Below are 13,520 nucleotides of genomic sequence, written 5' to 3'. Positions count from 1 at the left end.
TGATTTACTAAACTCCTCTACACTAGCGAGGAGTAGTTTTTCATTAATATCTATATCTTCGCAAGGATTCAGGATACAGAATATTTGATATAGCAGGGAACAGAAGAGAAAAATATTCTTCCTTCTTCCTTCTTCTTTCTTCTTTCTTCTTTCTTCCTCCTGACTCCTGACTCCTGACTCGTGACTCCTGACTCCTGACTCCTGAATTCTTACATATCTTCAATAAGAGCTTACCCTGGTACTTAGAGGTGAAGAACCGAGGAAAATACTGCTATACTATTTTGATTAATAGTCAGTTATAGCAGGTGATAGTGCTAAAGGCCTCTTGATGTCTAAATTGTATCATCTTTTAATGTCCTAAGCGCCTTATCTACTGCTATGAAAAATCCCTTTTTAACTGCTATTCATTAAGATAATCCCAAAAGCAACTTCAAGCTTTTGTTTTGATCATAAACTTCACCTATACTATGCCATCAATAGAACCTCTAGAATCTTCATCACCACAACCTATTAGTAATAATTGGTACTTGTTAACTGTGCGTTCTAAAAAGCGGGAAGTATTTTTAAAATATCTGAGATTTGCGATTGACCAAAATAAACTAGAAGATTTAGTTGTAGATATTAAAATACCCCAAGATTCAGTATATGAAGATATGGTTATACTGAGCCTAAGTAATTTTAAAACCGCCTCAACATATCTAAAAAAAGTTGAGTGTTTTCAGAATATAGAGCGCAAACCCTTACAGTCAGAACAGGTTAATAGAATGTTAGGCATTGGGTGAATTAAATAAAAAGTGAATCGCTATACATCTCAGTCCTTGAACTAATAAAGGTTCTTCGGTTTTTTTTATGGAAAAACTGGTTCAAACCCATTGAAAGCCTTATTGTGTAGGCATTTCAGTGAAAATATGGGCTTGTTTATAACCCTTGCTCCGTAAGGGTTTTGTTATAATCAGTCCTCAATCACCATAAAAAAGATACTAGAGCCAAAAAATGTCTTAGGATTTATAGATTGAATTGCAAAATTAAATAGTACATTTGTATAAATAAAGTCTAAACTTCAATTAACTTTTAATATGGTCATCTACCAACCCCAGGAAAAATCTAACAAAGAATACCGTCCCCGGAGAAATGACTGGCGGTTATTTTTGCGTTTAGTACCTTATGCCCGCCGTAGTGGGCGGTTATTAACGGTATCAATGTTTTTACTTGTCCCCATCTCTATAGCTAACGCCATTCAACCGCTACTGATTGGACAGGCAATATCCTTGATTCGTCAAGAACCCAGTACCTACGAATTTCTCAAAAATCGCTCGTTATGGGAAGGGTTAAGTATCCTCCAAGGATGCTTCCTCGCTACGATAGTTACCAGACTATCACTCACAGGTATTCAGGGCTATCTGGTACAGAAGCTAGGACAAAAAATTACAGCGACAATTCGTGAAGATTTATTTCGCCATGTCACATCTCTTGCGGTGCGCTTTTTTGACCGCACACCTGTAGGTAAACTCATAACTAGACTTACCAGTGATGTAGAAAGTTTAGGAGATGTGTTTGCAACAGGGGCAATTGGCATTGTCTCCGATTTGTTTTCCATGGTGGTAATTGTCGGTTTGATGTTTTCTCTCCAGTGGCAACTTGCTTGCTTGCTGTTATTAATTCTTTGCCCAATCACCTGGTTAATTATTTACTTTCAGCAGCAGTATCGCAGTGCTAATTACAAAGTACGAGAAGAATTATCAAAACTCAATTCCCAGCTACAAGAAAATATTGTTGGTATTAATGTAGTGCAGTTGTTCCGCCGGGAAAAATTCAATGCAGAACTGTTTCGCGCTACGAACAACCGCTATGTTAAAGAAGTTGATGCCACCATTTGGTATGATTCTGCCGTTTCAGGAACCTTAGAATGGATTAGTTTGATTGCTATTGCCGGAGTATTAGGAATAGGTGGTTGGTTACTGTTAGAAAAAAATCTTACCTTTGGTATTTTAACTACATTTATTTTGTATGCCCAGCAATTATTCGATCCTCTGCGGAATTTTGCCGAAAAATTCACTGTTATTCAATCTGGATTCACTGCTGTTGAAAGGGTAAACGATATTTTAGATGAACCGATAGAAATCGAAGATAATGTCAATTCCAGATTCTCACTTTTAGATGCTCAATTCGGCTATATAGATGAGATCATTAGGGATTTAGAATCCCAAAATTTTACTACTCCACCTGAACTTGGAGAAATTTGTTTTGAACACGTCTGGTTTGCTTATAAAGATGATGATTATGTAATTAAAGATTTAGATTTTACAATTTATCCAGGGGAAAAAATAGCTTTGGTGGGGCCGACAGGTGCAGGGAAAAGTTCTATTATTCGGCTTTTGTGTCGTCTCTATGAACCTACTCAAGGACGCATTTTGATTGATGGTGTAGATATCCGTGAGATACCACAAGCAGAACTACGGCGTTATATGGCAGTAATTTTACAAGAAGCTTTTTTGTTTGCTGGTGATGTCAAAGGTAATATTACTTTAGGGGACAGCTATACCTTTGAAGAGATTGAACAAGCAGCAAAAAAAACTAATGTTTCTGAGTTTATTGATCAATTGCCTCAAGGCTATGATACTCAATTACGAGAACGGGGAACAAATATTTCTAGTGGACAAAAACAACTTTTAGCATTTGCTCGTGCTGCTATTCGTAATCCCCAAATTTTGGTATTAGATGAAGCTACAGCTAGTTTAGATGTGGGAACAGAAGCTTTAGTTCAACAGGCTCTAAATCAGCTTTTAATCAAACGGACGGCGATTATTATTGCTCACCGCTTGTCAACTATTCGCAATGTAGACCGGATTTTTGTTTTGAAGCGTGGGGAATTAATCGAGCAAGGAAGTCATGAGCAATTGATAGAACAAGGAGGACTTTATGCCACTTTGCATAATTTGCAAATGTTGGGGACGTGAAGAAGAATCCAGGAATCAGAATCAATGTTCTGAGTCCTAACTCCTGCTAAATAATGGGACAGAATTAATTACACAACTGATTTTTCTGTTCCCTGTTCCCTCTTTCAACGAGTGAATTTAATTTCATCCGACTACTTGTAACTGATTCTTAGCGCATGGTGACGAACTCTTCAGCGGAACTAGGATGTATACCTACTGTGGCATCAAAGTTAGCTTTAGTTGCACCCATCTTGAGTGCGATCGCAATTCCTTGAATAATCTCTGCCGCATTTGTTCCCACCATGTGCGCCCCCAGCACCTTATCGGTGTTCTGATCAACCACCAATTTCATCATCGTTTTTTCCTCTTTACCAGCTAAGGTATAGTACATGGGACGAAAACGAGTCCGGTAAATTTTCACTGCATCACCATATTGTTCTCTGGCTTCTGCTTCCGTCAAACCAACCGTTGCGGCTTCTGGATTTGTAAAAATAGCTGTAGGGATATTTTCATAACTCATAGTTCGAGACTTGCCACCGAATACAGTATCAGCAAATGCTCGACCTTCATTAATTGCTACCGGGGTGAGATTGATTTTATTACTACAATCTCCCACTGCGTAGATATTCTCTTCACTTGTGCGGCTGTATTTATCAACCACAATTGAGCCATCATGCAGCTTGACCTTGGTATTTTCTAAACCGAGGTTTTGTGTATTTGGTTTGCGTCCCAAGGCAGCTAAACTGACAACATCAACCACAACTGTCTCCTCAGCATCACCATCTTGGCGAACTGTCACCTTAATTCCTTCAGCATCTTTCTCAATGGCAATCATTTCCACTTTGTTGAGAATCCGAATCCCGTGGTTAGTCATACCTTGATAAATTTCATTCTGCAAATCATCATCAAAACCACGCAAAAGGGAATCACCACGAATCACTTGGGTGACTTCAGTTCCCAATCCATTCATAATGCAAGCAAATTCTGTTCCAATGTAACCTCCACCCAAAATCACCATTCTTTTCGGCTGTTCTTGGAGGTTAAAAATATCATCGGAGGTAATGGCGTGTTCAATTCCTAAAATGTTGGGTTTAACAGGATGTCCACCAACAGCAATCAACACCTTATCTGCGGTCACTTGGCGTTGATCTTGCCCATTGCTAACAATGACGGTATGAGCATCAACAAACTTGCCGTATCCCTGCACAAGCTCAACTTTGGAATTATCTAACATTTTTTGATAAATTCCATTGAGGCGTGTTACCTCATTGTTGACCACAGTGATCATCTTTTCCCAATTTAAGGAACTCTCTACAGAACTCCAGCCATATCCTTGGGCATCTTCAAACAAGCCAGGAAAATTGGCAGCGTAAACCATGAGTTTTTTGGGGACACAGCCACGATTAACGCAGGTTCCGCCTAGTCTATCAAACTCAGCAATTCCTACCTTCGCACCATATTCTGCTGCACGTCTAGCAGTGGCAATACCACCAGAACCAGCACCAATTACAAACAAATCAAAATCGTAGCTCATGTGTCCCCTAGGTTTTATATCGCTATTAAGATCATGGTAATCTCATACCCTGATGGGGTGAAATTAAGTTTTCTCGAAGTTACCGAAACGCTTCTCAGTTCAGAGTAGTGAGCAAACAAGAGCAATTATGCTTCCTCACTTTCATCACCTAGTTTTAATCATGTATAGGGTTGCTCAAAACTCAGGCATCAGTACTCCTAAAACAGCAACGCCAGTCTAGACACTCTTGAGGTAAGCCAGCATGGTGTCTGCATCTGATACTTCAAAGGGATCTGAGGGAAAATTGTCATCGAAACCTGGCTCAATGAACATCTTTTCGATTTTGCTGTCATTTACCACCATTGAGTAGCGCCAAGAACGCATTCCAAAGCCCAAGTTGGATTTATCAACCAACATCCCCATTTTGCGTGTAAATTCGCCGTTACCATCAGGGAGCAAGAAGACATTGGTAGCTTTTTGTTGTTGACCCCATTGGTACATAACAAAAGCATCGTTTACAGATATACAAATCACGCTGTCAACACCCAAGGCTTTGAATTCTTTGTAGAGTTCTTCATAACGGGGTAGGTGTGAGGTAGAACAGGTAGGGGTAAAAGCTCCAGGTAAGGAAAATACAACAACCCGCTTACCAGCGAAAAGTTCCTGTGTGGTGCGTTCTTGCCAGCGGAAGGGGTTGGGTCCACCAACAGACTCGTCACGAACGCGGGTTTTAAAGACAACGTTAGGAACAGTTTCGATTACAGTCATGTTGACCTCTTAATTGTGATGTTGTGAACTTATATTTAATTCTACCTCAGAATAATTCTGATTTAGTAAATATTCAATAGTTATAAATACCTAAATCTAATAAAAAGTTAAGTATTATACTAATTCCTTAATTAGATGGGCTATAATGTAGATCAATAAAAAACAAAAACTATATTAGATACAGCAAAGACCATGCAGGAACAAGCAAACGCGATCGTTCAAACCTTAAAATCCAAGGGTTTGAGGGTGACTCCTCAGCGGTTTGCGGTCTATGCAAATTTGTTATATCGCACAGATCACCCGACAGTTGAGCAAATACTGACTGATCTGAATAAAGATTTTCCTGTTTCTTCCCAAGCAACTATCTATAGTTCTCTACAAGCGCTCAGAGAAGTGGGACTGGTGCGAGAAGTGTTATTACAAGAGGGGGTTTCTCGCTATGATGCCAATGTTAAACCCCATCACCATTTTTGCTGTCATAAATGTGGTGCAATTGAAGATATTGCTTGGGATACATTCAACTTTATTGGGCTAAAAAGTCTACGTCCTGGTTTGCATGGGGAAACCTATGAAGTCACGGTTCAGGGTTTATGCGATGCCTGCGGCGAGTAAAGTTAAATCAGTCGCCACAATTAAATCTAATAATATAAATCTGATTGAATTTTTTTAAATCTCAGTATTTCTAAGGTGGGTCAATTTATGCTTGATCACAATCAGGAACTATACACACCCTACGTATTCTGTAAAAATAAAATATTAGCTCTAATAGATGTAGAAAAACGAATGAGGTTCAAACCTTCTTCCATGCTACCTCCTAACTGATCGCCATGATCAATATTCACCTTTATCTAGCCGTGTAAGTGATGTAAATCACTAATTTATGAGTATTTAGATCACAAAAAAATTTGATATTTATCACACTAAATACATTAGGTCAATCACCAGAATATATTAAATTTGAGGAGATATTAAATTAATAGAGTTCAAAGCCAAACCTATGCTTCAAATCCAAATCCTTCCTGGTGCTATTTCGGAAATTATCGCTACTTCTGCTGACACAGGGGTTTTGACTCTAGCTGATCGCTATGGACTAATGGCAGCTATTTTAGATGAATCCAAGGATAAGGAAGAAGAAGAAGCACTCAACAGACTTTTGCGCCGTGTGATTAAAGGTCGTATTCAGGTATTAGACCGAGTTTGTTAACACCAAGCGTATTTATTTATATAGTTATTATTTCTGAAGAACTGTTAAATATAAAACTGACAAAATATTCATAAGGCTATATTGATTGTAAAGACAACATCTTTAACCGATTAACTCAAGACTAGAATCAAAAACCTACTTTATACATCACCATTCAGAGGTAATACATAATGTCTATTACAGAATTTGAGAGAGTGACTGTTTTGCCAATGGATGAGTATAATCAGAAGCTGGTAGCCAATGTTCATCCGGCAAATTGGGTTAATCCCCAACCTGTTGATTTTTATGATTTGGTAGTAATTGGTGCGGGTACAGCAGGACTAGTCGTAGCTGCGGGTGCTGCGGGTTTAGATTTGGGTTTAAAAGTTGCATTAATTGAAAAGAATCTCATGGGTGGAGATTGCTTAAATGTTGGTTGTATACCATCTAAATCTCTAATTAGGTCTGCTCGTGTAGTTGGAGAAATGTGGAAAGCTAAGGATTTAGGTATTAATATTTCCCAACATATTGAAGTGGATTTTGCCACAGTCATGGCTAGATTACGTAAAATTAGAGCGGGTATTAGTCATCATGATTCAGCAGCAAGATTTAAAAATTTAGGAATTGATGTTTTTTTAGGGAATGGTAAGTTTACAAGCAAGAATACTGTAGAAGTTGACGATAAAGTTCTCAAGTTTAAAAAAGCTGTAATTGCTACTGGTGCAAGAGCAGTTAAACCTGCAATTATTGGTATTGAAGAAGCGGGGTATTTAACGAATGAAACGGTTTTTTCTCTGATTCAAAAACCAGATAAGTTGGCGGTAATTGGTGGAGGTCCCATTGGTTGCGAATTGGCACAGACTTTTCAACGCTTGGGTTGTGAGGTGACATTATTTCATAACAGTTCTCACATTCTCAATAAAGAAGATAAAGAAGCTGCGGAAATTTTACAAAAGGTTTTGATTGCTGAAGGTATTCGCTTGGTGCTGAATTCTAAGTTAGAAGAAGTGGTAACAGTTACGGAAGGAAAGCGACTTTATTTTTCATCTCATGGTAATCGAGATTCTGTGACTGTAAATGAGATTTTAGTAGGTGCAGGACGTGCGCCAAATGTGGAAGGCTTGAATTTAGAAGCGGTGGGAGTTGAGTACGATAAAGGCTTAGGTGTGAAGGTAAATGATTATCTACAAACAACTAACTCTAAAATTTATGCAGCGGGAGATATCTGCATGAATTGGAAGTTTACCCATGCGGCTGATGCTGCGGCACGAATTGTGATTAAGAATACGCTGTTTTCTCCCTTTGGTTGGGGACGTTCTCAACTCAGCAGTTTGGTGATGCCTTGGGTAACATACACTGATCCAGAAATTGCCCATGTGGGGATGTATGCAGACGAAGCTGAGAAACTGGGTATTGAGGTAGAAACTATTAAAATCCCTTTTAGTAGTGTAGATCGAGCGATCGCAGATAGTGAAGAGTCAGGCTTTCTCAAAATCCACCACAAAAAGGGATCAGACCAAATTCTCGGTGCCACAATCGTTGCTAATCATGCAGGTGAAATGATTTCCGAAATTACTACAGCCATTGTCAATAAAATCGGTCTGAGCAAACTCAGCACTGTCATTCATCCTTACCCAACTCAAGCCGAAGCCATCAAAAAATCGGCAGATGCTTATCGTCGGACACTCCTAACACCCAGAACTAAAAAAATCCTGGAGTTTTTAACAAAATTTTCCTGAGCCGGGTATCTTCTCTCAACTCTATCTGCTTCTAAAGTCTCTAAAGTTCTGATGCCGTATCAGGAGCAATAATTTCTCCTGCACCCATTTTTAACATTATATCCTGGTCGGTAATCAGTTCACTAAGTTCTTTAACTTTTAAATTCATTGACTCACAAGCTTGATGCAGTTCTTGGGAAAATGTTTTAATATCATCATCATAGCCACATTGATAAGCAGCCGTTTCAATTCCTAACTTTGCATTTGCTCTAGCACAATCCACTAACTCTGTACCGTGTAATTTTTTTGGGGATACCATAGACATAATTATTTGTTAGTATACATTCTTGCATAAATATACTAGCATTCATTCAATATTGATTCATCCTTCTCAGGGAGGAATAAGCAAAGATTTTGTGTTCAGATTGAGTGTAAGGAGATAGAGGAAAATATCAATTTTAAATTAATAGAGATAAGAATTACGTAATTAATTGATCTTAAATGTGAGTTTTTTAGAATCTTTGTAGAGACGTTCCATGTTTCTACAACCTTTTTTACTAGATATCTGTTAGGGCGACCGTATTGGTCGAATTAGGTGATTTGGAGGGTGAGTGGGTTAAAGTCGTATGTGTTGCTTAGTAGAGAAATATAATTATGGATGCTAAAGAGTTGCTCAGAAGATATGCTGCCGGGGAGCGGGATTTCACTGGAGTGAAGTTGCCAAAAGCTCGTTTGATTGATGCAAACCTCCGCAGTACTATTTTCAGGCAAGCTGACCTTAGTGGTGCTATTTTGGATGATGCCAAGTTGAGCGGTACTGACTTGAGCTATGCCAACTTGAGAGGGGCTAATATTATCGAAGCTAGTTTAAAGGGAGCAAATCTTAGCTATGCTGACTTGAGTAATGCTGTTTTTCTCCAAACCTTCCTTCAAGGTGCTAATCTCAGCCATGCGAACTTGAGAGGAGCTATTCTGACAGAATCGTCTTTCGGGGATGCCAATTTCAGTCATGCTGATTTGACCGATGCTCAAAATTTCAGTATTAATAGATGCAAGCGAGCTATCTTCTATGAAACTATCATGCCTGATGGAAGTATCAGAAGTAATAATAGCTGAGGAAGGATCGCACACAATGGGAGTTTCATAAGCAGTGCAATCACTCCTCTATTCTCTAAGAGATTAATTAGCTGATAATTTTGCATTATCTATTTCTTGCTGTAAAGATGTGAGATTAATTATGTCCCATGAGGATAAGTTTTTCTGAGAATCAATAGTGATATAAGCAAAGATTGCGCCTTTATAAAAACTCATGCCATGAATTGTTGTTATATACTGCGAACGACGAAAATCACTAGCAATCTTGGTACTGTAAATGTCGTTAATTAATTTTATTGCCTTAGCAGTTTTTCGAGAAAAATTTATTTGTGGTTCTTGAGTAACTTCAATGCTTTCACTGTGAATATACCAACTGGGAGGATATAAATAACTAAAATCATCGCTTGGACGTGCAGATATAAAAAACTGCAAATTTCCTTTCTTGCCAAAATAAGTTAAAGTTTCATCACTATATTTTAAAATTGGTAATTGAGGTTTAGTTTTTACCCATTTCAAGACATCAGCTATATTTTCTCCTGGCAGGGCATAGGAAGGAGTGACAACACATAGCATCGCTAAAGTAGATACGGCTAATTGAGCTATAAATTTAAACTTATTCATCATCAGACTTTTCTCAGACAGTTACAAAAATATACATACTAAATTAGCGTCTCAACTATTCTTTGAGATATACCTGAGATAATGGGGCAAAAATCGGATCTAGTGAGGTATAAATTATGGTGACAATAAATATTTCCGAACTAGAACAGATTGATCAGTTTCGCAACTTACAATTAACTTTACGCGATCGCTGGAAAACTAGCGAGTTGTTTGACAACAGTGAAGCGGATATCTTAATTATACCTTCTTTAAGCATCGACCAACGGGAAATGCAAAAAATTGAAGGGTGTGAACATTATGAAGAAAGATTACTATTTTCTTTAATGCGTTTGCGGAATCCTCGCACCAGATTAATTTATGTGACATCAATGCCACTCCATCCCAGCATTATTGATTATTATTTACAACTATTACCCGGAATACCATTCTCCCATGCTCGTCATCGCTTATTACTACTTTCTACCTATGATTCTTCCTTGCAACCTCTCAGCAAAAAGATTTTAGAACGTCCTCGGTTGATAGAAAGAATTCGTCAAGCATTGCGATTAGATAAAGCTTTTATGGCTTGTTACAATTCCACGTTTTGGGAAGCAGAATTATCACTGAAATTAAATGTACCCTTATATGCTGCTGCACCAGATTTACAGATTTGGGGAACCAAAAGTGGAAGTCGGCAAATTTTTACTGAAAGTGGTGTACCTCTTCCAGATGGTAGCGAATTGGTGAAGAGTCCCGCAGATTTAGCAGCAGCAGCGGCTGATTTATGGGAACGTCAACCAACATTAAAACGGATAGTTGTGAAACTGAATGAGGGAATTTCGGGGGAAGGAAATGCAATTTTGGATTTGCGTCCATTGGTGGATATTGCACCTGGTCACGGTTCTCATAGTCAAAGAATAGCAGCAATTAGCGATCGCTTTTCAACAATGCGTTTCCAAGCCACACAAGAAACCTGGGCGAATTTTTCCCAACGTATTCCAGAGTTAGGTGCAATAGTAGAATCATTTATAGAAGGAGAAATCAAGCGTTCTCCCAGTGTCCAAGGACGCATTACACCTAATGGAGAAGTAGAAATCCTCTCCACCCATGACCAAATTCTAGGAGGACCGGACGGACAAATTTATCTAGGTTGTAGCTTTCCTGCTGATGAAAGCTATAGATTAGAATTACAGCAATTAGGCTTAAAAGTAGGCAAAAAACTAGCAGAAAAAGGCACATTAGAAAGATTTGGTGTTGATTTTGTCACCGTAGACAAAGGTAATGGCCAATGGGATATTCAAGCAATTGAAATCAACCTCCGCAAAGGTGGAACTACTCACCCTTTCATGACCTTAAAGTTATTAACAAATGGACGCTATGACCTGTCTACTGGATTGTTTTATAGTCAGCAAGGAAGACCTAAATATTACATCGCCACAGATAATTTACAAAAAGACCGCTATCAAGGATTATTACCTAACGATTTAATGGACATCATCGCTCACCATAGATTACATTTTGATAGTGGAACTGAGACAGGTACAGTATTTCATCTCATGGGTTGTCTTTCCCAGTTTGGTAAATTAGGATTAACTAGTATTGGTGATTCTCCCCAACAAGCGGAAGATATTTATAACAAAGTCGTCAAAGTTCTTGATCAAGAAACCAGTGGCAAAAATAATCATCTCCTGTGTTCTGATTATAATTTTACCATGTTTGAAGATGGATATAGTTACTGATTTATTCAACTAAATCACACACCAATTAGAGTCAATCAAGATATAAAATTATGCCCAAAGATAACTCTCAAGCTACCCCAGCTAGTATTAGGCTTTTTGAACAAAATGGAGAAACTTCACGCTTTATTGATGCAGAATTAAACGAAAAAGGCGACTTACTCATTTTTGGGCAAGATATAGGTAAAGCACCGCTGGAAACTTGGGGTGATACAGACTATGAATTTTGGGTAACTGTAGCAAAAAAGGATAAAGATAAAGTTCTACTAGCATTGCTAAAAAAATTATATAGCAATAATCCCTCAGCCGTTGATGAGTTTCGTAATTTTTGTAAATCGGCAGAAATTCCATTTAAATTTGAAACATGGACTTAAAATAATTCGTAATTGATAATAATGCCTCCAGTAGGCTACCACCAAAGTAATTCGTAGTTACAATTCATGCGGGCTTCTACCCTCTTTAATTACGAATTACGAATTACGAATTAGAGTAGGTTCATCATTCAGTTTCTGGGATATTTTTTGTTTGTTTATAAGTACCCACAGTCAAGCCTGATTCGAGATTTGCAGATGAATACTTATTCAAACCAATTCGCTGTGCAGTGTAAATTCCCGAATGACCAGAAAATAGATAGCTAACAACACAAGCAATAGCAATAAATACCCCAGATTCTAAACCAAATAACTCAATTCCCATTAATATTGATGCCAAAGGTGTATTCGCTGCACCTGCAAACACAGCTACAAATCCCATTCCTGCTAATAGCGGTGCAGGTAATGATAAAAACAATGATAAAGCATTGCCTAAAGTAGCACCAACAAAAAACAACGGAGTTACTTCCCCACCTTTAAAACCTGCCCCTAAAGTGAGTGCCGTCATGCCTAATTTAGCAGCAAAATCCCAGGGAGGTAACTGAGTTTGAAAAGCATCAACAATAGTGGGGATACCCAATCCAATATATTTAGTAGTCCCACTTAAACCAACAATTGCAGCAACCATAGCACCACCGATTAAAGGACGCAGTGGTGGATAAGATATTTTAGCTTTAAATAAATGATTGATTTTGTGCGTTACTTGCGAAAAAAATCTCGCTACAATTCCAAAAATTGCACCGGCAATAATAGCATAAATAAACATCCAAATTGTCATTGCGGGGATAATTGGAGCGTGTTGGTATGCTGTATGATGTAAACCCAATAACAAAGTTACCTGATTTCCAACAATTGCAGCAATTAAAGATGGGAAAAGGGCATCATAATGAATTTTACCAATTGCTAAAACTTCCAAACCAAAGACTGTTCCCGCTAAGGGTGTCCCAAAAACAGAAGCGAAGCCACCGCTGATACCAGCCATTAACAAAATTCGCCGACTCGCTCCTTTAAAATGCAATATTTTAGTTAATTGATCTGCTAGAGACGCACCCATTTGTAATGCTGTACCTTCACGTCCGGCTGAACCACCAAATAAATGTGTGAGGTCTGTTCCTAGTAGCACAAGGGGAGCCATGCGGAAGGGAATAATATTTTTAGGGTTATGAATTTCTTCGAGTAAAAGGTTATTTCCAGCTTCTACATTCTGACCAAAATGATGAAAAATCCAACCACTAATAAATCCACCAATTGGTAAAAAAGCGATAATCCACTGATGAGATTCTCGCCAATTAGTTGCCCATTCTAATGATGATAAAAGAGCGGCAGAAGCAGCGCCGGCTAAAATACCAATTATAAAAGAAATTGGCAACCACTTAATTAAATGCCTAGAAGCAATTAATATTTCAAATTGATGCAGATAATTCATTTACTTAAAAAAGGTATTTTTATGAGTTGAATAGACCATATTTACATACATTTTAGTGAAATTTTTTCTCTTCTCTCTGCTTCCTCTGCGCCTCTGCGTGAGAAAAAATGTGGTTCATTTACCCGAAAATCACTGTAAACTATATTGTAAAAATATTTATATAAATAATTTCTA

General features: G+C 38.1%; 13 protein-coding genes. 8 read left to right on the top strand and 5 right to left on the bottom strand.

The window, feature by feature from the left end:
- Positions 1-467 precede the first annotated feature (467 nt).
- Together VB713_RS16380 and VB713_RS16375 are read left to right on the top strand one after the other, a co-directional pair.
- The gene (locus tag VB713_RS16380) at positions 468-782 is read left to right on the top strand and encodes a chromosome segregation ATPase (RefSeq protein WP_323312575.1); all 315 of its coding nucleotides are present in this window, start codon (positions 468-470) and stop codon (positions 780-782) included.
- A 294-nt stretch (positions 783-1,076) separates the two neighbouring features.
- Positions 1,077-2,957 carry an ABC transporter ATP-binding protein gene (locus tag VB713_RS16375; RefSeq protein WP_323312574.1) on the top strand — a complete coding sequence of 627 codons (1,881 nt, stop codon included), beginning with the start codon at positions 1,077-1,079 and terminating at the stop codon, positions 2,955-2,957.
- 148 nt (positions 2,958-3,105) lie between these two features.
- On the opposite strand, the gene gor is transcribed toward VB713_RS16375, so the two are convergent.
- Both gor and VB713_RS16365 read right to left on the bottom strand, forming a co-directional pair.
- Positions 3,106-4,470: a glutathione-disulfide reductase gene (gene gor / locus VB713_RS16370; RefSeq protein WP_323312573.1), complete on the bottom strand. Its 1,365-nt coding sequence runs from the start codon at positions 4,468-4,470 to the stop codon at positions 3,106-3,108.
- Positions 4,471-4,686: 216 nt separating this feature from the next.
- The gene (locus VB713_RS16365) at positions 4,687-5,217 is read right to left on the bottom strand and encodes a peroxiredoxin (protein ID WP_323312572.1); all 531 of its coding nucleotides are present in this window, start codon (positions 5,215-5,217) and stop codon (positions 4,687-4,689) included.
- A gap of 192 nt (positions 5,218-5,409) precedes the next feature.
- Here VB713_RS16365 and VB713_RS16360 point away from each other — a divergent pair, with 192 nt between their 5' ends.
- The 3 genes from VB713_RS16360 (at position 5,410) to VB713_RS16350 (ending at position 8,139) form a co-directional block, all read left to right on the top strand.
- A complete protein-coding gene (locus VB713_RS16360) occupies positions 5,410-5,829 on the top strand; it encodes a Fur family transcriptional regulator (RefSeq protein WP_323312571.1) in 420 nt (139 codons plus the stop codon).
- 385 nt (positions 5,830-6,214) lie between these two features.
- Positions 6,215-6,421 (top strand): hypothetical protein, encoded by a 207-nt coding sequence (locus tag VB713_RS16355; protein ID WP_323312570.1) that lies wholly within the window; start codon positions 6,215-6,217, stop codon positions 6,419-6,421.
- A 170-nt stretch (positions 6,422-6,591) separates the two neighbouring features.
- Complete coding sequence (locus VB713_RS16350; RefSeq protein ID WP_323312569.1) at positions 6,592-8,139, top strand: mercuric reductase; 1,548 nt, start codon at positions 6,592-6,594, stop codon at positions 8,137-8,139.
- A gap of 40 nt (positions 8,140-8,179) precedes the next feature.
- Here VB713_RS16350 and VB713_RS16345 read toward each other — a convergent pair whose 3' ends face one another.
- Positions 8,180-8,437 (bottom strand): hypothetical protein, encoded by a 258-nt coding sequence (locus tag VB713_RS16345; protein ID WP_323312623.1) that lies wholly within the window; start codon positions 8,435-8,437, stop codon positions 8,180-8,182.
- A 335-nt stretch (positions 8,438-8,772) separates the two neighbouring features.
- Between VB713_RS16345 and VB713_RS16340 the strand changes: the two genes are divergently transcribed.
- A complete protein-coding gene (locus VB713_RS16340; protein ID WP_323312568.1) occupies positions 8,773-9,234 on the top strand; it encodes a pentapeptide repeat-containing protein in 462 nt (153 codons plus the stop codon).
- Positions 9,235-9,297: 63 nt separating this feature from the next.
- Here the strand turns inward: VB713_RS16340 and VB713_RS16335 are convergent, their stop codons facing one another.
- Positions 9,298-9,837, bottom strand: a complete 540-nt coding sequence (locus VB713_RS16335) for a hypothetical protein (protein WP_323312567.1) — start codon at positions 9,835-9,837, stop codon at positions 9,298-9,300.
- Positions 9,838-9,950: 113 nt separating this feature from the next.
- On the opposite strand from VB713_RS16335, the gene VB713_RS16330 reads away from it, so the two are divergent.
- Complete coding sequence (locus VB713_RS16330) at positions 9,951-11,552, top strand: peptide ligase PGM1-related protein (protein ID WP_323312566.1); 1,602 nt, start codon at positions 9,951-9,953, stop codon at positions 11,550-11,552.
- A gap of 50 nt (positions 11,553-11,602) precedes the next feature.
- The gene (locus VB713_RS16325) at positions 11,603-11,923 is read left to right on the top strand and encodes a hypothetical protein (RefSeq protein ID WP_323312565.1); all 321 of its coding nucleotides are present in this window, start codon (positions 11,603-11,605) and stop codon (positions 11,921-11,923) included.
- A gap of 124 nt (positions 11,924-12,047) precedes the next feature.
- Here VB713_RS16325 and VB713_RS16320 read toward each other — a convergent pair whose 3' ends face one another.
- Positions 12,048-13,346 carry a voltage-gated chloride channel family protein gene (locus VB713_RS16320; RefSeq protein WP_323312564.1) on the bottom strand — a complete coding sequence of 433 codons (1,299 nt, stop codon included), beginning with the start codon at positions 13,344-13,346 and terminating at the stop codon, positions 12,048-12,050.
- Between the last annotated feature and the right edge of the window lie 174 nt (positions 13,347-13,520).

It is taken from the genome of Anabaena cylindrica UHCC 0172 (assembly GCF_034931625.1).
GTDB lineage: Bacteria > Cyanobacteriota > Cyanobacteriia > Cyanobacteriales > Nostocaceae > Anabaena > Anabaena cylindrica_A.
This window is presented reverse-complemented; position numbering and strand designations above follow the sequence as displayed.

What these genes read in the sequence shown, in the direction of transcription:
- VB713_RS16350 (WP_323312569.1), top strand. Translation starts at nt 6,592, where the DNA reads ATGTCTATTACAGAATTTGAGAGAGTGACTGTTTTGCCAATGGATGAG.
- VB713_RS16345 (WP_323312623.1), bottom strand. Translation starts at nt 8,437, where the DNA reads ATGGTATCCCCAAAAAAATTACACGGTACAGAGTTAGTGGATTGTGCT.
- VB713_RS16380 (WP_323312575.1), top strand. Translation starts at nt 468, where the DNA reads ATGCCATCAATAGAACCTCTAGAATCTTCATCACCACAACCTATTAGT.
- VB713_RS16365 (WP_323312572.1), bottom strand. Translation starts at nt 5,217, where the DNA reads ATGACTGTAATCGAAACTGTTCCTAACGTTGTCTTTAAAACCCGCGTT.
- VB713_RS16355 (WP_323312570.1), top strand. Translation starts at nt 6,215, where the DNA reads ATGCTTCAAATCCAAATCCTTCCTGGTGCTATTTCGGAAATTATCGCT.
- VB713_RS16360 (WP_323312571.1), top strand. Translation starts at nt 5,410, where the DNA reads ATGCAGGAACAAGCAAACGCGATCGTTCAAACCTTAAAATCCAAGGGT.
- VB713_RS16325 (WP_323312565.1), top strand. Translation starts at nt 11,603, where the DNA reads ATGCCCAAAGATAACTCTCAAGCTACCCCAGCTAGTATTAGGCTTTTT.
- VB713_RS16340 (WP_323312568.1), top strand. Translation starts at nt 8,773, where the DNA reads ATGGATGCTAAAGAGTTGCTCAGAAGATATGCTGCCGGGGAGCGGGAT.
- VB713_RS16375 (WP_323312574.1), top strand. Translation starts at nt 1,077, where the DNA reads ATGGTCATCTACCAACCCCAGGAAAAATCTAACAAAGAATACCGTCCC.
- VB713_RS16335 (WP_323312567.1), bottom strand. Translation starts at nt 9,837, where the DNA reads ATGATGAATAAGTTTAAATTTATAGCTCAATTAGCCGTATCTACTTTA.
- VB713_RS16330 (WP_323312566.1), top strand. Translation starts at nt 9,951, where the DNA reads ATGGTGACAATAAATATTTCCGAACTAGAACAGATTGATCAGTTTCGC.
- gor (WP_323312573.1), bottom strand. Translation starts at nt 4,470, where the DNA reads ATGAGCTACGATTTTGATTTGTTTGTAATTGGTGCTGGTTCTGGTGGT.
- VB713_RS16320 (WP_323312564.1), bottom strand. Translation starts at nt 13,346, where the DNA reads ATGAATTATCTGCATCAATTTGAAATATTAATTGCTTCTAGGCATTTA.